General features: G+C 37.8%; 22 protein-coding genes and 1 tRNA gene. 18 read left to right on the top strand and 5 right to left on the bottom strand.

Going from position 1 to position 22,485, the window contains the following annotated elements; translation table 11 throughout:
• The first annotated feature begins 6 nt into the window (after window positions 1-6).
• The 7 genes from MKI85_RS01455 (at window position 7) to MKI85_RS01485 (ending at window position 8,527) form a co-directional block, all read left to right on the top strand.
• Window positions 7-453 carry a hypothetical protein gene (locus MKI85_RS01455; RefSeq protein ID WP_241624290.1) on the top strand — a complete coding sequence of 149 codons (447 nt, stop codon included), beginning with the start codon at window positions 7-9 and terminating at the stop codon, window positions 451-453.
• 1,559 nt (window positions 454-2,012) lie between these two features.
• Window positions 2,013-4,115: a carbon starvation CstA family protein gene (locus MKI85_RS01460; protein WP_241624292.1), complete on the top strand. Its 2,103-nt coding sequence runs from the start codon at window positions 2,013-2,015 to the stop codon at window positions 4,113-4,115.
• Window positions 4,115-4,420 carry a YbdD/YjiX family protein gene (locus MKI85_RS01465; RefSeq protein ID WP_241624434.1) on the top strand — a complete coding sequence of 102 codons (306 nt, stop codon included), beginning with the start codon at window positions 4,115-4,117 and terminating at the stop codon, window positions 4,418-4,420. The genes MKI85_RS01460 and MKI85_RS01465 overlap by 1 nt, the downstream gene beginning before the upstream one ends.
• An 86-nt stretch (window positions 4,421-4,506) precedes the next feature.
• On the top strand, window positions 4,507-5,466 hold the full coding sequence (locus MKI85_RS01470) for an AAA family ATPase (protein WP_413351768.1): 960 nt from the start codon (window positions 4,507-4,509) through the stop codon (window positions 5,464-5,466).
• 20 nt (window positions 5,467-5,486) lie between these two features.
• Window positions 5,487-6,392: a DUF58 domain-containing protein gene (locus MKI85_RS01475; RefSeq protein ID WP_241624435.1), complete on the top strand. Its 906-nt coding sequence runs from the start codon at window positions 5,487-5,489 to the stop codon at window positions 6,390-6,392.
• 2 nt (window positions 6,393-6,394) lie between these two features.
• Window positions 6,395-8,422 carry a transglutaminase family protein gene (locus MKI85_RS01480; protein WP_241624296.1) on the top strand — a complete coding sequence of 676 codons (2,028 nt, stop codon included), beginning with the start codon at window positions 6,395-6,397 and terminating at the stop codon, window positions 8,420-8,422.
• Between the two features lie 28 nt (window positions 8,423-8,450).
• A tRNA-Val gene (locus MKI85_RS01485) sits at window positions 8,451-8,527 on the top strand.
• Between the two features lie 584 nt (window positions 8,528-9,111).
• Here the strand turns inward: MKI85_RS01485 and MKI85_RS01490 are convergent.
• Window positions 9,112-9,441, bottom strand: a complete 330-nt coding sequence (locus tag MKI85_RS01490) for a site-specific integrase (RefSeq protein WP_241624298.1) — start codon at window positions 9,439-9,441, stop codon at window positions 9,112-9,114.
• Window positions 9,442-9,948: 507 nt separating this feature from the next.
• Here MKI85_RS01490 and MKI85_RS01495 point away from each other — a divergent pair.
• The 3 genes from MKI85_RS01495 (at window position 9,949) to MKI85_RS01505 (ending at window position 11,115) form a co-directional block, all read left to right on the top strand.
• Window positions 9,949-10,173 carry a hypothetical protein gene (locus MKI85_RS01495; protein WP_241624300.1) on the top strand — a complete coding sequence of 75 codons (225 nt, stop codon included), beginning with the start codon at window positions 9,949-9,951 and terminating at the stop codon, window positions 10,171-10,173.
• Window positions 10,174-10,293: 120 nt separating this feature from the next.
• Window positions 10,294-10,530: a hypothetical protein gene (locus tag MKI85_RS01500; RefSeq protein WP_241624302.1), complete on the top strand. Its 237-nt coding sequence runs from the start codon at window positions 10,294-10,296 to the stop codon at window positions 10,528-10,530.
• 327 nt (window positions 10,531-10,857) lie between these two features.
• Window positions 10,858-11,115 (top strand): hypothetical protein, encoded by a 258-nt coding sequence (locus tag MKI85_RS01505; protein WP_241624304.1) that lies wholly within the window; start codon window positions 10,858-10,860, stop codon window positions 11,113-11,115.
• A gap of 974 nt (window positions 11,116-12,089) precedes the next feature.
• Here the strand turns inward: MKI85_RS01505 and MKI85_RS01510 are convergent.
• Window positions 12,090-12,344 (bottom strand): hypothetical protein, encoded by a 255-nt coding sequence (locus MKI85_RS01510; RefSeq protein ID WP_241624307.1) that lies wholly within the window; start codon window positions 12,342-12,344, stop codon window positions 12,090-12,092.
• A gap of 368 nt (window positions 12,345-12,712) precedes the next feature.
• Between MKI85_RS01510 and MKI85_RS01515 the strand changes: the two genes are divergently transcribed.
• From MKI85_RS01515 to MKI85_RS01535, 5 genes are all read left to right on the top strand, one after another.
• The gene (locus tag MKI85_RS01515; RefSeq protein ID WP_241624309.1) at window positions 12,713-12,904 is read left to right on the top strand and encodes a hypothetical protein; all 192 of its coding nucleotides are present in this window, start codon (window positions 12,713-12,715) and stop codon (window positions 12,902-12,904) included.
• Window positions 12,905-13,328: 424 nt separating this feature from the next.
• Complete coding sequence (locus MKI85_RS01520; protein WP_241624311.1) at window positions 13,329-13,784, top strand: DUF2147 domain-containing protein; 456 nt, start codon at window positions 13,329-13,331, stop codon at window positions 13,782-13,784.
• A 500-nt stretch (window positions 13,785-14,284) separates the two neighbouring features.
• Window positions 14,285-14,947, top strand: coding sequence for a hypothetical protein (locus tag MKI85_RS01525; RefSeq protein WP_241624313.1), 663 nt, complete (start codon window positions 14,285-14,287; stop codon window positions 14,945-14,947).
• 933 nt (window positions 14,948-15,880) lie between these two features.
• The gene (locus MKI85_RS01530; protein WP_241624315.1) at window positions 15,881-17,203 is read left to right on the top strand and encodes an NCS2 family permease; all 1,323 of its coding nucleotides are present in this window, start codon (window positions 15,881-15,883) and stop codon (window positions 17,201-17,203) included.
• A gap of 63 nt (window positions 17,204-17,266) precedes the next feature.
• Complete coding sequence (locus MKI85_RS01535) at window positions 17,267-18,265, top strand: adenosine deaminase (protein ID WP_241624317.1); 999 nt, start codon at window positions 17,267-17,269, stop codon at window positions 18,263-18,265.
• Window positions 18,266-18,344: 79 nt separating this feature from the next.
• Here the strand turns inward: MKI85_RS01535 and MKI85_RS01540 are convergent, their stop codons facing one another.
• Complete coding sequence (locus tag MKI85_RS01540; RefSeq protein ID WP_241624319.1) at window positions 18,345-18,899, bottom strand: cytochrome b; 555 nt, start codon at window positions 18,897-18,899, stop codon at window positions 18,345-18,347.
• 226 nt (window positions 18,900-19,125) lie between these two features.
• Here MKI85_RS01540 and MKI85_RS01545 point away from each other — a divergent pair, with 226 nt between their 5' ends.
• The 3 genes from MKI85_RS01545 (at window position 19,126) to rnhB (ending at window position 20,636) form a co-directional block, all read left to right on the top strand.
• A complete protein-coding gene (locus MKI85_RS01545; protein ID WP_241624320.1) occupies window positions 19,126-19,503 on the top strand; it encodes a hypothetical protein in 378 nt (125 codons plus the stop codon).
• Between the two features lie 128 nt (window positions 19,504-19,631).
• A complete protein-coding gene (locus MKI85_RS01550; protein WP_241624322.1) occupies window positions 19,632-19,997 on the top strand; it encodes a hypothetical protein in 366 nt (121 codons plus the stop codon).
• Window positions 19,998-20,063: 66 nt separating this feature from the next.
• Window positions 20,064-20,636 carry a ribonuclease HII gene (gene rnhB, locus MKI85_RS01555; RefSeq protein WP_241624324.1) on the top strand — a complete coding sequence of 191 codons (573 nt, stop codon included), beginning with the start codon at window positions 20,064-20,066 and terminating at the stop codon, window positions 20,634-20,636.
• 55 nt (window positions 20,637-20,691) lie between these two features.
• On the opposite strand, the gene csrA is transcribed toward rnhB, so the two are convergent.
• Together csrA and MKI85_RS01565 are read right to left on the bottom strand one after the other, a co-directional pair.
• Window positions 20,692-20,946 carry a carbon storage regulator CsrA gene (gene csrA, locus MKI85_RS01560; RefSeq protein ID WP_016166582.1) on the bottom strand — a complete coding sequence of 85 codons (255 nt, stop codon included), beginning with the start codon at window positions 20,944-20,946 and terminating at the stop codon, window positions 20,692-20,694.
• A 244-nt stretch (window positions 20,947-21,190) separates the two neighbouring features.
• Complete coding sequence (locus MKI85_RS01565) at window positions 21,191-22,471, bottom strand: aspartate kinase (protein ID WP_016166581.1); 1,281 nt, start codon at window positions 22,469-22,471, stop codon at window positions 21,191-21,193.
• Window positions 22,472-22,485: the final 14 nt, after the last annotated feature.

The following is a 22,485-nucleotide window of genomic DNA, read 5'->3' on the forward strand; positions in this document are numbered from 1 at the left end:
AGGTAGATGATTGGGGGAGAGCTAGCCATTAAACCTCAAATTTATATGATCATGCTGTTGAGTTTTAGCATTATTGCACTTGCGCTGTATTTTACGTTTAAGCCCTTAAATAAAAAGACTTACCTTAAAGATTTGCTTCCTGCTGAAATGACACGATTACACAGTCCACCACAAAGTCCTCGTGAAATACAGGGTGAGGAGAGAATTGTGACGTTACTGGATCATTTTATGCGCCAGTGTCATGCAGTAACTTATTTAGAGACAAAGGCGCAGCCAGATTTTCACTTTGTCTTTGAAAATAACGAGCGCATAGTCTCATATATGATTTATCAGATTGATGAAGACAATTTTCAGATGCAGACGAACCAGCAAGTGAAAGATTCTATCTGGAGTGGTGTGAAAGCACGTTTTTATGAATGTGATCAGAAGCTCTTGCTTAGTGAAGAAACTTAATATTTTGAAGCCAGCAAAAGATTAGAAAAACGATCTACTCTATAAATGGACAATGCAGTAAGTGTAGCTCTAACCAATGCTCTAAATATGATGAGGCGACGTGTAAGTTAAACCCACAGATTACATTTTGTACAGAACTATTTTATAAATGGTACTTTCGTTTCTTGGATGTTTATTGCGGAATCGGAGAAAGTCTCTTTAAGAATGCAGTCTGAAGCTTATCAATAGAATCGAAGAGAGAATGAGTGGTTGGAATCAACCTATATTTCATAACTTATTACGACCTATGGAATATCAATGATTTCTGCAATTCAATTAGAAGTTCTTTAAGTTTAGATTAATTTATTTTGAATTAATTTCATATACTAAAACCAAGTAATACAACGGTAATCAAGGCAATCAAACCGCATACAATCCATAAGCCAATAGCAAGAAATAAAGATATAAAAAATTTCCTAAAATTTGACAGATTATAGTGTTCTAAGCTCCAAACTACCGATATATAAATGGTGATAAAACAAACGAGTCCAATCAATCTTGAATATGTGGTACTAAGGTCTTTAATTTTATTTAGATCAGTCGTGAGATAGGCAATATTGAGAATTATCCAGCCAATAGAAAGAATAATAAACAGGAGGACTAATCTCGCCCATTTTTTGTGAATTAAGGTCATTCTAAGCTTCTCTTTTCTTTAATTATTGTGCTCTATCTAACATGTGGTTAGCTTTAACTCTATACCGATAATCCATAAATCATCTATGGTACTCCCTGAAAAAAGAGAAGGTTAAAGTGACTGACAAGAGAAATCTATCTTTTTTATTAATGTATTACGTATGATTTGAGTTCGTCGACTGATGAAATAGCTCTTACATCTTTATTGCCTATACCCTTATAAGCATCCTAAAGGCAACTTGTCTAAAATCACACACAATACAGGTGAGATTGGATAGCCATTTTTACCTTGATAGACTTCTGAATAATCTGCTTAAAAGTATTTGTACAAGTATTTTTAGCCTCCACTTTTTTTTCTGCGCAATGAGTGATAGGGTTAATGTTACAAACACGCAAACCCTTTGCTTCATCACGCTTTTTTATAGCTTCTCGGCTAATCTGATGAGGGGATATTGACCAATTGTAAGAATCTTTGGCATGGCTAAATATCGGTAACGATAGCACCAACATTTCTTCTCAGTTAATTCTAATCACAGGTCATCTGAATGAGTTCAAGCTACATCTTTTCAGCGGGCTTTAAGGAGCAAAGTTTAGAATCACTCAGTATGATAAAAATGAGTATGAATGGAAGTACTCACAATATATGATTTTACTAAGTTTGGTTAAAATTCTTCCAATTAACTAAACTGTTGCTTTATAAGAATAGAAGATCATAAGAATTTTTAAAGGGCGATCTGGATTTACCTTAAAAATAACATGATTAATCAACCTTTTCATCCCAAAGTCGTAGAGGAATACGAAAGTATAAGGAGTAGAGTGAATAAGGAATTCGGCAGACAACGCGAATAAGAATACAAACTGCTTAACGAATCTGAATGAGGTCATGAATGGATACGATTCAACAAAAATCTACGCTCCCCTCAAAACTTGTCTGGAGTTTAGTCGCGATTATAGGCGCGGTGTCTTTTGGAATATTAGCGGTTAGTCGTGGAGAACATGTTAATGCGGTATGGCTAGTTTTAGCGGCTATCTGCGTATATAGCATTGCTTATCGCTTTTATAGTCTTTTTATTGCAACCAAAATCTTTGAACTGAATCCAAAGCGATTAACACCAGCACATCGTTTAGCTGATGGTTTAGATTATGTGCCGACCAATAAATATGTATTGTTCGGACACCATTTTGCGGCAATTGCAGGTGCAGGTCCCTTGGTGGGGCCAATTCTCGCTGCGCAAATGGGTTATCTACCAGGAACACTCTGGTTACTGATCGGGGTGGTCTTTGCTGGTGCAGTACAAGATTTCTTGGTGTTGTTTATTTCTACACGTAGAGATGGGCGTTCGCTGGGTGAAATGGCGAAACAAGAACTCGGTACTTTTGCTGGAATTGTGGTCATGCTTGGGGCACTAGGCGTAATGATCATTATCCTAGCGGTACTGGCGCTGGTCGTAGTGAAGGCATTAGCACATAGCCCGTGGGGTGTGTTTAGTATTGCTGCCACTATCCCAATTGCCCTGTTTATGGGTGTGTATATGCGTTACTTGCGCCCAGGGAAAATTGCTGAAGTCTCGATCATTGGTTTTGTCCTGATGATGATGGCGATTGTCTATGGTGGTCAGGTTGCCGCAGATCCTTATTGGGGACCGTTCTTTACCCTGACAGGGACACAACTCACATGGTGTTTAATCATCTACGGCTTTATCGCCTCTGTACTGCCTGTCTGGTTATTACTTGCACCACGTGATTATCTGTCTACCTTCCTCAAAATTGGGGTAATTGCGGGCTTAGCTGTCGGAATCATGGTGGCTATGCCAATGCTGAAAATGCCATCCGTAACGCACTTTATTGATGGGACAGGTCCAGTATTCTCAGGCAGCTTATTTCCTTTCTTGTTCATTACCATTGCCTGCGGTGCAATTTCAGGTTTCCATGCCTTAGTATCGAGTGGTACATCACCGAAACTGGTTGATAACGAAGTTGATATTCGGGTGATTGGTTATGGTGGCATGTTGATGGAGTCATTCGTTGCCATTATGGCAATGATCTGTGCCACTGTACTTGATCCAGGTATTTACTTTGCCATCAATGCACCATCTGCTGTACTGGGAACCACGGTTGAATCTGCTGCAGAGGCGGTACGTAATCTAGGCTTTGTGGTCACACCTGAAACACTCAGTTTGTTGGCACAGGAAGTCGGTGAGTCAACGATTTTATCTCGTACGGGTGGTGCTCCAACCTTCGCGATTGGTATGGCTCATATCATTTCGGAAATTTTCAATAACCGCTCAATGATGGCATTCTGGTATCACTTTGCCATTCTGTTTGAAGCTTTATTCATCTTGACCGCAGTTGATGCTGGAACACGTGCTTGTCGTTTTATGGTGCAGGATACCGTAGGTATCGTTATTCCAGCAGTTAAAAAATCAGGTTCATTCTTTGGTAATGTGATTGGCACGACTGTAGCCGTAGGTGGTTGGGGTTTCTTCGTGTACCAAGGTGTTGTCGATCCACTTGGCGGGGTGAATTCTTTATGGCCATTGTTTGGTGTAGGTAACCAGATGTTGGCTGCCATGGCCTTGATTTTGGGTACTGTCATCTTGTTTAAGATGAAAAAAGAAAAATATGTGTGGGTGACCATCATCCCAACAATTTTCTTGCTCATCACCTGTATGGTTGCAGGCTGGCAAAAGATTTTCCATGAAAATCCAAAAATTGGTTTCTTGGCACAAGCGAATCGCTTTTCAGATGCGTTGGCTCGCAATGAAATATTAGCGCCAGCTAAAACTGTTTCAGAGATGCAAACCGTGATCTTCTCGAACCACATCAATGCGCTTTTATGTGGTTTCTTCATGATTGTTGCAATTGTGATGGTAATTACTTCGATTGGTGTCATTCGTCGTGCATTAGCAAGCAAAGTTCCAACCATGAACGAAGCTCCAGCAGTTTATGTGGAAGAAAATGTTTCAACAGTAACTTCAAAAGGTGAGTAATCATGGAATTGAAAATTGCTAAGAATGGTAAATCTATGATTGTGAAAATCATCAAGATGACCATCATGTCGCAGAAAGACTTGATTCTTAATCCAAAGAATTGGTCGCGAATTGCGACTTTGTGGCAGCGCTTACAACAAAGTTTTCGCTTGATGGTGGGTGTGCCCGATTACGATCATTATCTGGAACATATGAAAAAGCATCATCCAGATTTAACGCCTATGGATGCTAAAACCTTTTATCGCTATTGTGTGGATGCGCGTTATCCCTCTGCAGGTGGGACTTTAAAGAAGTGTCCGTGTTGAGTGTCTTTTAGAAAGTTACTGATTCCTTTGGAAAAAGTAGAAAACGGTGTATGTTAAGCATGCGCCGTTTTTATTGGGGAACATTTGTGATTTGGGCAAAACAGAAAACTGAACAGCACCTTGCAGAAGATACACGGAAAATCGAGGCTGCGATTCAAGCAAATGCCGGTAAAATTCAGGCATTTCTGACTCAAATTAATCAAATTATTCTAGATAAACAACAACAGACCAAATTGGCATTGAGCTGCTTACTGGCAGGAGGGCATGTCCTTTTTGAAGATTTACCTGGTTTAGGCAAGACCACACTATCCAGTGCCTTAGCGCACATTGCTGGATTACAATTTCAACGCATTCAGTTTACCAATGACATGCTGGCGAGTGATGTGATTGGCGTGAATATGTTTAACCAAAAAGAACATCTGTTTGAGTTTAAACAAGGACCGATTTTTACCCAGATTTTACTGGCGGATGAAATTAATCGCTGTAGCCCAAAAACCCAGAGTGCTTTGCTTGAGGCAATGGAAGAAGGTGCTGTGACGGTAGATGGTATTCGTTATGCTTTACCTCAACCATTTTGGGTGATTGCTACACAAAATCCACTATTTCAGAGTGGAACTTATGCTTTGCCAGAATCACAGTTAGACCGTTTTCTCATGCGTTTATCATTGGGTTATCCTTCGCGCTCGGCAGAAAAACTCTTATTGCAGCAAGATTCACGACAGGTCCTGATTTCCACCTTGGCACAAGTCTTTCAGCAAGATGAAATCCTGCAATTACAACATCTGGTGCAGCAGGTCTATGTGGGCGATGTGGTGATGGATTATCTTTTAGATTTGGCACAAGAAAGTCGTAAAGGACGACATGGTTTGTCGACCCGCGGGTTATTGGCACTGAAAAAAGCTGCACAAGCGCATGCCTTAATTGAGCAACGTAGTTTTGTCACCGCAGATGATGTACAAGCGGTTTTTGTTGCAGTCACGGCACATCGAATTGGATTAAGTGAATCTGAAACTGCTCAGATGATGCGCCAAATTCGTATCAGCTAATCGGAAGGAAGCTCGATGTGATTCAGTCATTCTGGTCAAAATGGACAAAAAAAAGATTTAGTTTTGCCCGACAAAAAACACTCACGCAAAAGGATGTGCTGGTTTTTATCTATCAGCAAGGTTATTTATACCTAGTACTAATCTTCATTACCTTTATCGCTGGTGTGAATTATGCCAATAACTTGATTCTTGGTTTTTGTTTCCTGATTAGTGCTGTTTTATGTATTAGTTTTTACATTACCTTTAAGCAATTGCATGGCTTAGAGATAGACGTTTCTTATGCAGAGCTGGGGCAAGTGGGGCAGCCTTTAGTATTAGAACTCTACTTTAAACAAAGTCATTCTCAAGCACGGTATCTGTGGGTACAGGCAGATGAACAGCTTGATCATATTTTATTTAGCGACTTACAACATCGATATACACTCGAATTGAGTCCAGATACCCGTGGGATATTTACCTATCCGACGATAAAGTTTTTTTCAGTCTATCCATTTGGACTGGTTCGTGCATGGACTTATCTATATTTAACAGGACAATCTTGGATAGCTCCGCGTGCTGAATATCCTACGATGGAGCAACAGCGGAGCCAGCAAAAACTGGAACTTGAGTTCGATGAATTTCGAGAACTACGCAATTTCCGCCAAGGTGATTCGATACAAGCAGTTTCATGGAAGCAGGTAGCACGGGGGCAGGGACTTTATGTAAAAGTGTTTGAACAGCATGATGATCAGCACAGCATAGAGATTGACTATCAACACATGCCAAGTACAGATCATGAGGAAAAGTTGCGTTTGATGATGGGGCTGATAGAACAATGTGAACAACAACAATGTGCGTATCGCTTGTTTTTACCCCATGCTGAACTACCAAAGGGAATGGGTGAGCAGCAATTACAGCAAGCTAAACGATTATTGGCACAGGCTTAAGTATGAAAAATACCATTACTGTATCGGTTAAATTTTCAATATTGCTTAGCTTAAGCTTAATTTTAATTGCACAAGCCTTTTATTTACCGATTGTACTCTCAGTCCTTTTACTGATTGCGATATGCATTCTTTATATTCAGTTTCGTCGAGAAGCATTACCAGTATTTTCTAAACTATGGTTAGGTTTTGGAGTAATGGTAGCACTTGCGAGTATCTATTTTAGTTATCACACATTTATTGGGGTAGAAGCGGGTGTAGCCATATTGACCACCTTCCTATTTGCCAAAGCTTTAGAAATTAAAAATAGTCGCGATGTGATTATTATTTTTAATTTTGCATTATTTGTTGCTGCAAGCTCATTCCTTTTTAGCCAGTCGTTTTGGATGGCAGTGATTGTACTGACTAGTTTAGTCAGTAGTTTAATGGGATTGTATCGGTTACAAACTTCAAATTTTCATCATCAAGTGACTATGAGGGCTGGATTGAAGCAGGACCTTAAGCATGTCACTAAATTTATTGGTCTGGCTTTACCATTTTTTGTGTTGCTGTTTCTGTTCTTTCCGCGCTTACCGCCGTTATGGCATATCCCAATTCCTGAAAATAAAGCCGTCACAGGTATGAGTGATCGTATGTCCCCTGGGGATATTGCGGAATTATCACAGTCGAGTGCTTTAGCATTCCGAATTTTAGGTGATATGTCGAAACTACCGCCGCGTTCAGAATTGTATTGGCGCGCGATGGTGCTGGATCACTATGATGGACAAACGTGGACCAGTGGTCAGCGAAATCAGCACAACTATGGACCTGAGAATCGGACAATTTTATTGCAGCAGAGTCAGTTTGCTTATCAATATTTAGCAGCGAATCCGCAGAGTAGTTGGGTGATGGGGTTGGATCAATCGATCCCCAATAATAATCAATATTCGTTAAAGGTGGATGGCAGCATAATATCAAATCGTGCTGTTCAGTCGAGTCATCCTATAGCGCTACGATGGTTGGGCAAGACAAGTCTGAATGAACCTTCCAATAATCAGAAAATCACATTCAAAAACACGACGGATTATCCTGCAAAGTTAGATCTACACTCACAAAAATTAGCACAGCAATTATTTGAACAATCGGGTCGTGATCCTGAGCAATATATACAGCATTTAATTGGCTGGTATAAGCAGCAACAGTTTGCCTATACCTTGCAACCGGGTTTGCTGGGGCAGAGCCGTATTGATGATTTCCTGTTTCGGTCTAAACAAGGTTTTTGTGAACATTATGCTTCCAGTTTTGCTTTGTTGATGCGTTATGTGGGGATTCCTGCACGAATAGTCGTTGGGTATCAAGGTGGAGAATTGGCTCCTGATGGCAAGAGCTGGGAAGTTCGACAACTCGATGCTCATGCTTGGACAGAAGTTAAATTACATGATCGATGGATTCGAATTGATCCGACAGCGATTATTGCACCGCAACGTATTGATTCGGGGATGCAAAACTTTATGGAGGCAGATCAAAATGTATGGGGAGCAGAACGCTCTAGTGTGAGTTATCAGCAATATGCCTTACTCAAAAACATGCGAATTTGGAGCGATTACGCGAGCTATCAATGGCAAAGTAAAGTGGTTGGCTATAATGCTGAATCACAGCAAAGTTGGTTAACTAAGTTTGGTATTCATTCTGTCTATTCCATGGTTATTGTTTTATTTGTCAGTATTGCATTCCTGATAGCAGGATATTTTGTCTTTATTTTTTATCATAATTGGAAAAGTACATCTGAAGTTGAGCGCATAATTGAGCGTTTTTCGAAAGGATTGCAGCCAAATTGGCGTAAGAAAACCGCTGAAACGGTCTCTGTTTGGATGCAACGACTGGGTGATCAAATTGACACGAATGAAGCACAGATCTTTGAAAAAGTTGCTCAATTACATCAAAAGATTAAGTATGCTCCACAACATAATCAGCAAGACAAGGATGAGTTAAAACGAATGCTTAAAACTTGTTCATCTGTATTGAAGAATAAGAGAAAGTTCTTGTCTAAGTAAAAAAAAATTAATATTATGCGTGGCATATAGGCGTATAGCTCAGTTGGTTAGAGCGCTACGTTGACATCGTAGAGGTCTCCAGTTCGAGTCTGGATATGCCTACCAAATATAGCTGTTAATTCAGCAACAAAAAGCCCACTTCAAAAGTGGGCTTTTTGTTTTCGGGTAACTTTCGGGGAATGAAATATTTTCCTACTGTTAATAACTCGCCCATTTAAATTTAAAAACGATGACTAACGGTAGTTAATTTGCTCCAGTTTTGGGCTACATGATAACTATTAAAAGAATATGCTTTAATGCATAAAGTCTATTTAGTCCCAAAGTGGATTTAAATAAGCTCATTAAAGTTGGGATTAGATTTCATTTGGAAAATTAGAAAAATGCTTAAGAAAAATTCACCAATTTTAATGCTAATAATTATCGTAGTAGGCGCACTAATTTACTCTGTGAATGGCGGCAGTAATCTATTTCTGAGAAAACCATCTATGGTCGATTCGAAGTGTTATGGCGTTGATGTTCCCGCATCAATTAAGTACCACAAAGCAGAATTATTCTGCTCATGTATTCAAGTAGGTGGGCATGTGAGTAAAGAAGAAAATTATAAATATTGTTTAGGTAGATTTAGTGAGTAGACCTAAAATGTACCAAAGCTGATGATCCATTTAATGAAAGCATCAGCTTTGGCATGACTAACGGTAGCTAATCCGCTCTGGTTTTGGCGCTTCGTGACCTTCTAAATAGTGGTCGGTCATCTTCACATTTGCATGCCCAGCCAGTGCTTGTGCGTACTTTTTCCCATACTTTTGCGTAATGTTATAAATACCCAAGGCACGTAAGTCATGCAGTGATGGTCGTTGGTTTGGCCCTAAATGATAAGCACCAGACAAGACCCAATACTTCTTAAACTGCTTGGTAATATGATCTTCCGTTACTGCAAAATGATGCAGTTTCGCATTACGGATTTGTTCATTAATGCATTCTGGTCGAGTTGCAATAAGGTAAGGGTAGTGCAACTTCATAGAATGCTCTACACATTACAGCACAACTTCTCTTAGCTCTGGATGCATATCTACTTCATAAACACAGGCTTATCGTGATTCAGCGATATTCATTGCTGTAAGGTCATTAAGGTGCGTAATCGGTGTTATTGCTGTTCAACACATTTTGATTACAAGCTGTGATACTTGGATTGAATCCATGCTTGAGTAAGGTTTAAAAATGGATGAAAGTGCAATGTTCAATAATTTATCTACTTGAACGGTGCAGATCACTAAATTATCTACTAATACAATTAATTATATGAAATGTAACTAATACAAGTCAGTTACTTATTGAGAAAAACTTGCATTTAAAGGGAAGATGGTTAATATGTCTTAGGAGTGATTGAAGTTTAATTGATAAAATATTGATGGAATTTACTCCAAACTCAGCATTTCGATCAACAAATTATTTAGGATCGATTGTCTTATAAGCTCATATTCAGGTTGGGCTTTTCTATTTATAAAACTATTACAAAAGGGATTATTATGTATTTTTTATTGAAAGAAGATTCGCTTCAGTCAAATCGGAAAATATTTGTGACTGGTGGTCTTGGAGCCGATTATCGAGATCCATCAATAACAACCCGATACGTTACGCATAACGTTGAGGAGGCATTGAATTTTAAAACGCCTGAAGATGCCGCTCAGTTTTTATGTCGGGGTTATGTCGTAGCTAAACGAGAAGCAAACGATATTTTCATACCTGTATAACAAAGAAGAAAAGCTCATCGAAAGATGGGCTTTTTTTATTGGTCATTAATTCTTTTTTTTGTAAGAACAATAGGTTTAAAGTGAAGTACTTCATTATAAAAGCAGCAGGGGATAATCCAAGTGAGTGATATCAATTTAGATTTCTTAGATGAAACATTAAATCAGAATGAAAAGAAGAAAAGGAAAATTAAGAAAATACGTATTGGTTATAAGCTTTATGAGAAATTTATGGGAGATCATAAATTTGCTGAAGAGGTGGTTAATTCGGCATTAGATCTTGATAAGCGTTGTTATCGTGGAATAAAGATAAAGATTACACATGATGATTATGAGCTTACTTTTTTAACAAATGATTAGTAATTTCTATTTAATTATCATTTTGTGAGAATTTAACCGATATTTATCTTGTGTGAATATTCATATTTTGGCAAAATTGCGACGAATTTCTCGCGCTGGAAGTTTCCAGAGTTTGGTCTGCTTTATCACCCATAGAGCAGGCCTTTTTTATAGCGGCTCCTTTCATTCGTAGTCTTTAAAATTGAATGCCGACACCCAATGCGCGATTAGAGCTCGGTCAAGTGATCGGACTTTTTTGTTCTTAGGAATGTTACAAGCAAATCAATCTAGAATCGATTGATCGTCGTATAATATAAAATGTTAATGGCGAATGATTTGAGAATAAAAATGACGACTCAAAAATCACATTGGTATATGGTTAACTTGAATTTCTTACAAGACAGTAATCCAATTCCTAAGAACCACGTGGTGTTCCTTCCGATGGAAGAAAAATATGAAAATATTAATGCATCCATGGTTAAGCAATTTTCTATGCTGGGAAAAGATTGGTTAGAGAATAATGGTCATTCACATATTATGGACATCTTTACAACCAGTATTACTTATTTAGGCTTCATGTCTAATGAAGAGTTTTATACGGAATAAGCTTCTTGGTCGTAATTCTAGTTCACTTTAGGAAGATCAAAATTGGATGAAATGATCAAAAATGTTGAGCTCTTATCAGCCTTTAGTCTTGTGCCATTGAAGGATATATAGAGATATCCGAATATTAATATATATTGTTTAGCTCTTTAGGTAACAGACGGTACAAATATGTTCATAAAGGTAAACGACATTATCGTTAATTCAGATCTTATTCAATATATGGAAGTGAAGAGTGATGGTCCATTTAGTGTAAGTATTCAATTTAATGTAGGTAGCGTAAAAAGAATAAAGTTTAAGAGTCTACGAGAACTGAATGATTTTCTGGGAAAGCTGAATGAAGAAGATCCTTCAGGTTTCGTTTATGCAAATGCTGTATAAATAAAAGATGAAAAGAGCTCACCTCTTCAGGTGGGTTTTTTATAGGATTTAATCTACCTTGTCCGATGCTGGATTGCGAAGTTGCTCAGGAACTTTGTTTAGTCTATTTCTTGGTGTATCGCTAAAAGTACATGTTGCAGAGTAACTTATGAGAACAGTGAATAATGAAACTGAGCAGCATATAGAACAATAATACGCAAGATATTCATAAATCTATAAACCAAAAAGAATATTACTATTAGGCTGATTCGTAGCTGTAATGAAGTAATTGAATGAGCTTCAATATGTTGTTGCTGCATTGAGGAACCATTAGTGCTCACTTGATAACAATCAGCAGTTTAAAACATCGAAAGGCTATGCCGTGTTTTGCATTTGCTACAGATTACTCAATGCATATTAATTATGTACATGATCAAGCTATGTACTAGATTTTGTAGGTGAATGGTTATAGATAGTAATAAGCGATAATTCTTTATGTACCACACTTATTATCATAGAAACATTTGATGTTTGATTTTAAGATTATGATTTTAAATGCTTTATAGTTTTTTGAAAGCCCTACATATGCGAGGGCTATACAATCAGAATCTTATTTTTTAGAGTAACCAACTATCTTTTTTTTCGATATCAATATATTCCCAAGTTTGCTTAAGTCCTTTTTCATGAAATCTAAGGGTGAATGGTTTGTTCGTAATTATTTCAGTAATATCATTTTTATAAGAAATTATAACATTTGCCATAATTTCCTTTTGATCATTTAAATAAAAGTTAATTTCAGGTTTAGGTTCTTCTACAAAGTAACAATTTTCTGGAAGGAAGACCATGGCTTTGGCTGCATCAATTGCATTCATCCGGTCGTGCTCAGAAAAGAATGTATCAAAATTCATACTGATTAACCCCGATTTATATCGTTTTCTTTATTGTAAATGATAGTTTTAAAAATGATATATATTTAACACTTTTACATATAAAAGATGATTGGTATGCAATATTAATTTATTATGTTAAGTATATTGATTGAAATAAATAATTATTTTTAAAGAAAATTTTCTATACGATTATGCTTTTAGATCCACCGTAGTTTGCTACATCAAGTAAGAGCCAATCTAAAAGTTATTTTTATAAAATAGGCAATTGTCTAAGTTACAATTAATTTATTGTGATATAGGTCACACTTTTGTATTATTCGATCTCATTTACTGGTTCTTATGGGTGGATTATGATCATTTCTGATGGCGAATATGTATTCCCTGAACGCGCGAATACTTTTAAAGCTTTCCTTAAGAAATACCTATTTGAATTGGATGGTGAGCATTTGCTTGAAGAAAAAACTTTTGTGTATGACATTGAAGATGATGAATTTCTTGAATCAGAGATTCAGGCATTTTATACACTTTGGTCTCCAAGCTAAGTAAACTGAATTAAACCGCCTTTAGGCGGTTTTTTATTATAAAATATATGTACTTATACAATTAAATGTAAATAATTACTTAAGATTCTTATTTGTTATGCTAAAGAGCTGTAGATGAACCTAGTTGCAAGGAAGCTATTTTTTCCTTAGGTGTGAAATTCTTAAAAATAATCCAGATTGAATCTTTTGCTTGATATAAAAATGCGAGGGCCTATCTCGTTCAAGCTAGATAGAGCGAATAATAGTAAAGACCGATAAAATGGAACGGATACTTTTAGTTGAAATAATGAAAATGTGTTGATGACTGTTATCAATAAAAAAAGACCAAATTTTATCTTGCTCTATATGAAATTTTTGCTAACAAGCTGATTTATAGATTATTTTTTTGCTATACTCCCGAAGCTTTTTTATACATGACAATTTTATGAAATTTAGAATTTTAATTGCTTCGACTTTGTTATTGGGTTCAACACAATTTGTAGCGGCTATGCCTGTAGATCCCTTATTAGGCTCGTGGAAGGTCATAGATGATAAAACGGGTCATTACATTTCAGAAGTCGCTATCCGCAAAAATTCGAAAACTCAATTGTATAGTGCTTCAATTATGAAGTCATATGCACTACCAGGTATAGCAGCTTCAGACGTTTGTAATAAGTGCTCAGGAGCTATGAAAAACAAGCCACTGTTTGGTTTAGAGGTTATGACTAACTTGCAAGAATCAGCAAAAAATAAATTTAATAGTGGTACTTGGGTGAATCCACAGAATGGTGTGGTGTATACCATTGGTGCTGATTTGAGCAATACTGGTGATCAAATGAAAGTATATGGAAAGTCTAAAAGCGATAACTCCACTACAAGTATGACGTGGAAAAAGTTTTAAGGATCAAAACTATAAAAAGTTACAGCTCGTTCGGGCTGTGACTTGAATTGTCACCTATAGGTTCTATTAAATGAGGATTTGAGGTATAGCTGACAGTAAAATGATAATTGCGTAATGTAGAAGCATGTTCAGAAAGACAAAATCACTTTGTATATCGACTAAGATTATGTTGATCACTTTCATCAGTATCTACTAAAAATATTATTGTAGAAAGGACATGTAAATCAGGAAGATAGAAGTTATAGATTTGTTCTGGATTTTTTTAAAGTTCTATAAAATGGTCATAATTCACCTTCCTGAGACTTTAAGGTTAGCTCAATCAATTCAAGCTTCTAAATAATTATATATATAAAAAACAGTGATAATTGATTCTTCGTGTTGGTAATCGGTCTTTTGAATAATTATTTGGCTAGATGTTTTCTAGAAATACTTGAAAGTGGTTGGATTATTTTTACTCACTTTGTTAGATTAGAAAATGCGAATAACAACAAGGTCATATCATGAGAAAATTATTTTTCTTTGGGGTCGTAGGTTTAATGATAGGTGCAGCAAATGCAGCCCAGACTCAGGAAAAGCCGTTACAACTACAAGATGTTGAACCTGCGCCGATGGGGGAACCAGTTCAAGCGCAACCTGTCAAACTAGAGCAAACACAATACAATACTCAACTTCATCAAAGAGGTGTGATCTATTTAGGCTATGCAGGTTCTCAAATAGACTCAATCTACCTCGATGAAGATAAAAGCCATCATGGTGTAGATATTGGTTATGCTGCTGAATATATCGATAACGTCAATTACGGAGTAGGTTATACCTATCAAGCTTCTTCAGATTGGGAGTATTCGGAAGTTTACGCAAAATTAGGTTATCGTTTTTTTGAGAGAAATGCGCATTACGCAGCAACTTCTTTAGGTGTAGGTTATGTGTGGGGTGATGCCAAAGATTATAATATTGATACTGAGTACTTTTCTGTCCCAATAGAGCTTGAGTTAGGGCATTATGTTCAGCCTAATTTCGCCATTTATGGGACATTAGGCTACAAATGGTTATTTAATCAGGATGTAGACCTGTGTGCTAATGGCGAGTGTGCCTCGGCTGATGGTATAGATGAATTAGATCTTGATGGTCTGACGTATAAATTAGGTATGAAATATCACTTCTAAGTGACCTTGATTGATCATTTTTAATCAGTCATAACAACCATAATAAAACCCTGCAAGTGTAGGGTTTTATTTTATCCCTTGCTTGTCGAAAAAGAATCAGTAAGAGTATGTTGAATATTAGTAATATTTAATCCCCAACATTCAACATTAAATACAATGACGGACGGTGTAAAAAACGTAATTGTAAAAAAACTTATTATTAAGCCTTTCTGGTGATTAAGTTCATATTTATGGAGCAAGGACTTTAGTCAAAAGATGAAAGTTATTCATATTGTTCATTCTTGTACAATTTAATGTGAACCATGAATCATTTTAGTGTATATTTTATCAATAAGTAAAAACTGTACTTTATAATAATGAAGAAGTTACTCATCCCATTTTTTATCGTGATGGTTTGCATCTTGGGTTTTAGTGTATACCATGAATCTGAAGCTAGGCAAAAGCAGAAAATTGATCGTTTAGTGAGCGAAGCACATAGCTCATTACAGCAGATTGAAGCCGATGTGCACTCAAAAAAAATTTTAATAAAAAAAGATCAATAGCTGTATGAATTCATTTTTGTAATTAAAGATTTAAATTTACTTTTCTTCAATTTTTAGGCGCTAAGTCTCTGTAGTTTAAAAATTCTAGAAACAATGAGAAAATCAATATGTTATAATTCAGACCGAATTCAATGAAATGTTTATGTTTTTTATTTAAGTTATTGATTTAAAGAGTATAAATGGTAAGGCTGCATATTTTATGCAGCTTTTTTCGTTTACTCGTTGGTAGTATTTCATGTTTTATATCGTGGACTCCCATATTTAGCTTAGAAAAAAGCATCAGATATTTGGCATACCCATTGCTTAAAATTTTGATATTTAAATGGCGAAAAGTTTATTTTTTAGCCTAGGTTCGAATTTTAGCATCATGTTTTTTTACAGGGGCGAGGTCATGACGACTCCTAATCCAGCTTCAGAAAATGTGCTTGAGCGCTTATTTAAATTAAGCGAAAACAAGACAACATTTCGTACTGAAGTGCTTGCAGGTGTAACCACCTTTTTAACCATGTGTTACATCATTATTGTTAATCCAATGATTTTATCCGAAACAGGGATGGATCATGGAGCTGTCTTTGTCGCAACCTGTCTTGCTGCAGCTATTGGCTGTTTAGTGATGGGGATTATTGCGAACTATCCAATTGCTTTAGCACCTGGTATGGGACTTAACGCTTACTTTACCTATTCAGTGTGTATGGGTATGGGCGTGCCATGGCAAACGGCTTTGGCCGCTGTCTTTATGTCTGGTTTGATTTTCATTGCCATTAGCATGTTTAAAATCCGTGAAGCGATTGTGAATGCAATTCCAATGTCACTTAAGCTTGCAATTGGTGGTGGTATTGGTTTGTTCTTGGCGTTGATTGCGTTAAAGAACTCAGGCATTATTGTTGATAATCCAGCAACTCTAGTAGGTTTAGGCGATCTTAAACAACCAACAGTATTGTTGACGTTGTTTGGTTTTTTGATGATTGTGGTGTTGCATCAGTTTAAAGTACGTGGTGCGATTATCATCAGTATTCTGGTGTTGACTGCAATTTCTACCTTTATGGGTTTAAGTGAGTTCAAAGGTGTTGTCGGGGAAATTCCTTCAATTGCACCGACGTTCTTACAAATGGACTTTGAAGGCTTGTTCACTGCTAGTCTAGTTGGGGTCATTTTTGTCTTCTTCCTGGTGGATTTATTCGACTCGACAGGTACGTTAGTCGGTGTTGCGCACCGTGCAGGCTTACTTCAAGATGGTAAATTACCACGTTTGAAGAAAGCATTGTTTGCTGACTCAACTGCGATTGTTGCAGGTGCGGCTTTAGGTACATCTTCCACTACACCTTATATTGAATCTTCTGCAGGGGTTGCTGCTGGTGGTCGTACAGGTTTAACGGCTGTTGTTGTCGCTGTATTATTTGTACTGTGCTTATTCTTAGCACCTTTAGCTCAATCTGTACCAAGTTTTGCTACTGCGCCAGCACTCTTATTTGTTGGTGTATTGATGATTCAGGGTATCGTGCATATTGAATGGGACGATATTACTGAGGCGGTTCCAGCATTTTTAACCATCGTATTTATGCCATTTTCATATTCAATTGCAGATGGTATTGCTATGGGCTTTATTAGCTACGCATTAATTAAATTATGTACAGGCAAGGCTGCAACTGTTCCATATATGGTATGGATTGTTGCGGTGCTTTGGGCGATTAAATTTGCATTTTTTGGTGGTTAATACCCACACCAATTTTAAGGGTGTAAACTTGTTTACACCCTTTTTTCTTTCTGAGGATAAGGTATGAATCAACTTGAGCTCATCCGTGCTTTACCAAAAGCGGAATTACACGTCCATATCGAAGGGACTTTTGAGCCCGAACTGATGTTTGCAATCGCACAACGTAATCAGATTGAAATTCCGTACAAATCGGTTGAAGAAGTTAAACAAGCCTATAATTTTCATAACCTGCAATCCTTCCTAGATATCTATTATGCGGGTGCCAATGTACTGGTACATGAGCAGGACTTTTATGATCTTGCTTGGGCATACTTCGAAAAATGTCATGAAGATCGTGTCATGCATACCGAAATGTTCTTTGATCCGCAAACACATACTGATCGTGGAATTGCATTTGAGACCGTGATTAACGGTTTACAGCGTGCCTGTGATGATGCCAAATCAAAATATGGCATCAGTTCGCATTTAATTATGTGTTTCTTGCGCCATTTAAGCGAAGAAGCGGCATTTGAAACTTTGGCACAAGCACTGCCATTTAAAGATCAAATTATTGGTGTAGGACTGGATTCAAGCGAAGTGGGTCATCCACCATCAAAGTTTGAACGTGTATTTGCTCAAGCACGAGAAGCGGGTTTCTTGGTGGTTGCACATGCGGGTGAAGAAGGTCCTGCAGAATACGTGTGGGAAGCTTTAGACTTATTAAAAGTTAACCGTATTGACCATGGTGTACGATCGGAAGAAGACCCAGTGTTAATGCAGCGTTTAATCGCAGAGAAAATGCCATTAACCGTTTGCCCACTCAGTAACTTAAAACTGTGTGTGGTGGATGATATGGCACAACACAATATCCGTCGTTTATTACAGCAGGGCGTGCATGTCACTGTAAATTCAGATGATCCATCCTATTTTGGTGGTTATATGAATGACAACTTTATTGCGATTACTGAAGCATTGGCATTGAGCAATAACGAACTGAAAACACTCGCACAAAATTCGTTTGAAGCATCCTTTATTAGTGATGCAGAAAAGCAAAAATGGATTGCAGAAATTCAGGCGCTATAAAAAACTACAATGTAAAAAACCGCACAATAAAGTGCGGTTTTTTATTCACATGAATAAACTGTATATGGTCAGTCCAAAATTATTTCGGCTGACGAGTCATACTGGTGAGCACAGTATCTTTATCAATAAAGTGGTGTTTTAAGGCTGCTGCAATATGACCAACTACCAAAAAGCCTGCTCCCCAAGAAAGATAGATGTGAAGTGGTTTTACAATCTCTAATACATCGTAATTTTCTTCAATTAGGGTTGGTAGATTAAACAGATACAGCACAGGGGCAGGGTGGCCCGCGCTCCAACTGAATAAACAGCCCGTAATGGGTAAGGCAAGTAACATTAAATATAAAGCCAAATGCCCTGCATGTGCCAATCCTTTCATCATTGGCGACATGCTATCAGGTAAAGATGGCGCAGGGTGTGTATAGCGCCAGAAAATACGAATCACGACCAAAAAGATAATGGTGGTAGCAATATTTTTGTGTAGGGTAATGATATCGCCTTTAAAACTGCCATCAGTTTCATAACTTAAAAAATTTCCGCTATAAAAACCAATCAACCATGCAGCAATAAAAATAATTGCCATGAGCCAGTGTAGAACTTGTGCGGTGCGCGTGTAATAGAGTGTTGTATTTTTCATAAAGTATGAAGAAACAGGTCAGAAATTTCCATCATCTTACTGAATTGGAAATAGCAAAAATACGCAGAATCTGCAACGAAGCGTATATTTGTTGCAACGCTGAATGGTGCGGAATGTCTTTGTCTTTAATTTGTGCAAAGAGTTGTGCCTTTACGCAATTGGGGCTTTTTATTTAGAAATGATGCTGCACAATAGCGCTACTTAAAACCAAGACAAGGGAAACCCTGTGAATAAACGATTAGCTGCCTTAGTTCCTGTTTTTTTAGTACTTACAGCATGTGCAACGACAGAAACTGCGAACACTACTGCGACAACAACACAGCAAGTGGGTATGGCAGCCATGAAAATTGCGATTAATGCAAAATGTACAACTGAACTAAATAATACGCCTGCATGGAAGACGGCAACGCAAGTGATGACGGCTGAGCAGAAGCAAAGTATTCAAACGGATATTTGTGGCTGTGTCAGCGAGAAAGCTCCACAAAATGTAACGACTGTGGATTTGGCTACAGCCGCTCTAGATCCAGCTGCACGTGCAACAATTGTCACCAATGTGGTGACCAAAACCATCCAGAGCTGTGTGGCAGAAGCAGTCAATAAATAAGCACTAAAAGCTAGGAATTACCTAGCTTTTTTATTAATATTTTTTGTACATTTCGCATAATTTCCTCTATATTAAATTGAATAATAAATAACCTCTACACATGATGAACTATAGATAAGGGTTGCATAATGATGAAAAAACTTAAACTTTTGATGTGTCTATCCGGAGCAGTGCTATTGTCGGCATGTGCATCCTCCCCAATGTCTGGCTCAGATTCGAATGGTATTTCTGTAATTCGAATGGCATCCAACCAAAAATGTATGGATGAAATTGAGAGTAATCCAACTTGGATAGTGAGTAGTAAATTACTGTCTGAAGATCAAAAACAGAAGAAGAAACGTGAAGTCTGTAAATGTGTAGGAGAGAATGCACCTAAAATGCTGTCCAAAGAACAGTTGGCTCTGGCTGCTATCGACTCAAAAGCTAAAGATGCCTACGCTGCTTTGGCAAATACAAAAACTTCAGCAGTATGTGCATCGGAAATGTTAAACTAAACAGATAAGATTAATTATGATTTTTAAAATGGCTGATAATTCAGCCATTTTTTATGAGAGTAAGACATGCGAATAGCTGGTGTAGATGAAGCAGGGCGTGGTCCCTTAGTGGGTTCAGTTGTTGCTGCAGCTGTAATTCTAGATCCGAATAACCCGATTGAGGGTTTGAATGACTCTAAGAAATTAACTGAGAAAAAGCGTGAAAAACTTTTCTTGGAGATTCAGGAGAAGGCATTGGCATGGTCGATTGCTGAAGCGAGTCATGAAGAAATTGATCAAATTAATATTTTGCAAGCCTCTTTATTGGCAATGCGTCGTGCGGTAGAAGCATTACAAATACAGCCAGAGCATGTCTTGGTAGATGGCAACAAAATTCCTCAAGGTTTGAGTATGAGTTGTGATGCTGTGGTCGGGGGAGATGCGCTGCATGCTGAAATCTCAGCAGCAAGTATTTTGGCAAAAGTCACACGTGATCGTGAAATGGTGATGCTAGATCAGAAGTATCCACAATATGGATTTGCCAAGCATAAAGGTTATCCAACTAAAGCACATTTTGAAGCTATCGCTGAACATGGCGTAATTGATGAACATCGCCGAAGTTATGCCCCTGTAAAGAAAGTACTAGAGCAATTGGCTTAAGCCATAAAAATTTAAAGCGGCTTAGAAAAGCCGCTTTAGGAGATAACATTTAATATTAACGATTAAAGTTATTCTGGGAGTAATTATCTTCCTCAAAAGAAGGCTGATAATCTTGATCGAGATGTTGAAGGTGTTCGTGCATCGCGCGTTCATGTTGAATGCGTTGATAGATCTCTTCGCGATGAACTGATACTTCTTTTGGAGCATTCACGCCAATACGAACTTGGTTGCCTTTAACGCCAAGCACAGTAACACTGACTTGATCCCCAATCATTAATGTTTCTCCGACACGTCGGGTCAGAATCAGCATGTTTATCTCCTTGCAAAATGCTAAACCTGCATTGATTAAAAAGTTAAAATACACAACCTTGGTAATAAAGAAAATTTAACAGAACTTATAGGCTTATAAATTGAGTACTTATAGAATTCTGTTGAAATTTACCAAAACGCCTCTAGCCTAATATAACAGAGCCACTATAGAAAAAACTATAGTGGCTCTGTATTTTTATTGGAATTTGAAAAATTATCTATTGAAAAATTTTCAACTTTCCGATTTAAGCACGAGCGCTAGATTCGCCGTGTTCACGATCTAAGCCGAATGCTGTGTGTAAACAACGGACAGCAAGTTCTAAATAGTTTTCTTCAATCAGTACAGAGATTTTAATTTCTGATGTTGAAATCATTAAAATATTAATGCTTTCATCTGCTAACGCAGTGAACATTTTACTTGCAACACCTGCATGTGAACGCATACCTACACCAACGATTGAGACTTTGACGATATCGTCGCGAGTTACAACTTCACAGCCTTCAATGCTGCTTGCTGTTTGTTCCAAGATTGCTTTTGCTTTTGCCAAGTCAGTACGGTTTACGGTAAAAGTAAAGTCTGTCGTACCATCTTCTTCTACGTTTTGGATAATCATATCCACTTCGATATTGGCATTACTGATAGGCGATAAGATTTTAGATGCAATACCTGGTTCATCAGGAACACCCAAGATAGTGAGTTTTGCTTCGTCACGGTTAAATGCAATACCTGCAATGATTGGTTGTTCCATATCGTCTTCTGCCTCAGTCGTAATTAGTGTGCCTACGTTTTGTTTGAAATCTTCATCAAATGCGCCATCATCATCATTATCAAAACTTGATAATACACGCAATGGAACTTGATATTTACCAGCGAATTCAACAGAGCGGATTTGTAAAACTTTTGAGCCTAAAGATGCCATTTCTAGCATTTCTTCAAAAGAGATACGGTCAACTTTTTTCGCTTTTGGTGCAACGCGTGGGTCAGTGGTATAAACACCATCTACATCAGTATAGATTTGGCATTCATCTGCTTTCAGCGCAGCTGCCAGTGCTACCCCAGAAGTATCTGAGCCACCACGGCCTAAAGTTGTGGTGTTGCCATCGGCATCAAAGCCTTGGAAACCAGCAACGACAATGACACGACCTGCATCTAAGTGCTCAGTCATTACGTCAGTATCAATCGATTCAATACGTGCTTTGGTAAACGCGCTGTCCGTTTTAATACCAACTTGGCGACCAGTGAGTGACTTAGCTTCAACGCCAATTGAATTGAGCGCCATCGCTAACATGGAAATCGTTACCTGTTCACCCGTTGAAACCATTTGGTCTAGTTCGCGTGGGTCAGGGGTGTCCGTAATGGCTTTCGCGAGAGCTAATAAGCGGTTTGTTTCACCACTCATTGCTGATACTACAACCACTACCTTGTGGCCGTGGTCATGCCAGCGCTTCACACGACGAGCAACATTTAAAATGCGCTCGGGGGTACCCATAGAAGTACCGCCATATTTTTGAACGATTAATGCCATAGTTGTTCCATATA

The organism is Acinetobacter zhairuonensis (assembly GCF_022601715.1).
Taxonomy (GTDB): domain Bacteria; phylum Pseudomonadota; class Gammaproteobacteria; order Pseudomonadales; family Moraxellaceae; genus Acinetobacter.

Excerpts from the sequence above, each read along its gene's own strand:
- csrA (WP_016166582.1), bottom strand. The coding sequence starts at position 20,946 with ATGCTGATTCTGACCCGACGTGTCGGAGAAACATTAATGATTGGGGAT.
- MKI85_RS01510 (WP_241624307.1), bottom strand. The coding sequence starts at position 12,344 with ATGAATGCAATTGATGCAGCCAAAGCCATGGTCTTCCTTCCAGAAAAT.
- MKI85_RS01535 (WP_241624317.1), top strand. The coding sequence starts at position 17,267 with ATGAATCAACTTGAGCTCATCCGTGCTTTACCAAAAGCGGAATTACAC.
- MKI85_RS01565 (WP_016166581.1), bottom strand. The coding sequence starts at position 22,471 with ATGGCATTAATCGTTCAAAAATATGGCGGTACTTCTATGGGTACCCCC.
- MKI85_RS01540 (WP_241624319.1), bottom strand. The coding sequence starts at position 18,899 with ATGAAAAATACAACACTCTATTACACGCGCACCGCACAAGTTCTACAC.
- MKI85_RS01455 (WP_241624290.1), top strand. The coding sequence starts at position 7 with ATGATTGGGGGAGAGCTAGCCATTAAACCTCAAATTTATATGATCATG.
- rnhB (WP_241624324.1), top strand. The coding sequence starts at position 20,064 with ATGCGAATAGCTGGTGTAGATGAAGCAGGGCGTGGTCCCTTAGTGGGT.
- MKI85_RS01460 (WP_241624292.1), top strand. The coding sequence starts at position 2,013 with ATGGATACGATTCAACAAAAATCTACGCTCCCCTCAAAACTTGTCTGG.
- MKI85_RS01515 (WP_241624309.1), top strand. The coding sequence starts at position 12,713 with ATGATCATTTCTGATGGCGAATATGTATTCCCTGAACGCGCGAATACT.
- MKI85_RS01520 (WP_241624311.1), top strand. The coding sequence starts at position 13,329 with ATGAAATTTAGAATTTTAATTGCTTCGACTTTGTTATTGGGTTCAACA.
- MKI85_RS01490 (WP_241624298.1), bottom strand. The coding sequence starts at position 9,441 with ATGAAGTTGCACTACCCTTACCTTATTGCAACTCGACCAGAATGCATT.
- MKI85_RS01550 (WP_241624322.1), top strand. The coding sequence starts at position 19,632 with ATGATGAAAAAACTTAAACTTTTGATGTGTCTATCCGGAGCAGTGCTA.
- MKI85_RS01505 (WP_241624304.1), top strand. The coding sequence starts at position 10,858 with ATGACGACTCAAAAATCACATTGGTATATGGTTAACTTGAATTTCTTA.
- MKI85_RS01495 (WP_241624300.1), top strand. The coding sequence starts at position 9,949 with ATGTATTTTTTATTGAAAGAAGATTCGCTTCAGTCAAATCGGAAAATA.
- MKI85_RS01525 (WP_241624313.1), top strand. The coding sequence starts at position 14,285 with ATGAGAAAATTATTTTTCTTTGGGGTCGTAGGTTTAATGATAGGTGCA.
- MKI85_RS01480 (WP_241624296.1), top strand. The coding sequence starts at position 6,395 with ATGAAAAATACCATTACTGTATCGGTTAAATTTTCAATATTGCTTAGC.
- MKI85_RS01530 (WP_241624315.1), top strand. The coding sequence starts at position 15,881 with ATGACGACTCCTAATCCAGCTTCAGAAAATGTGCTTGAGCGCTTATTT.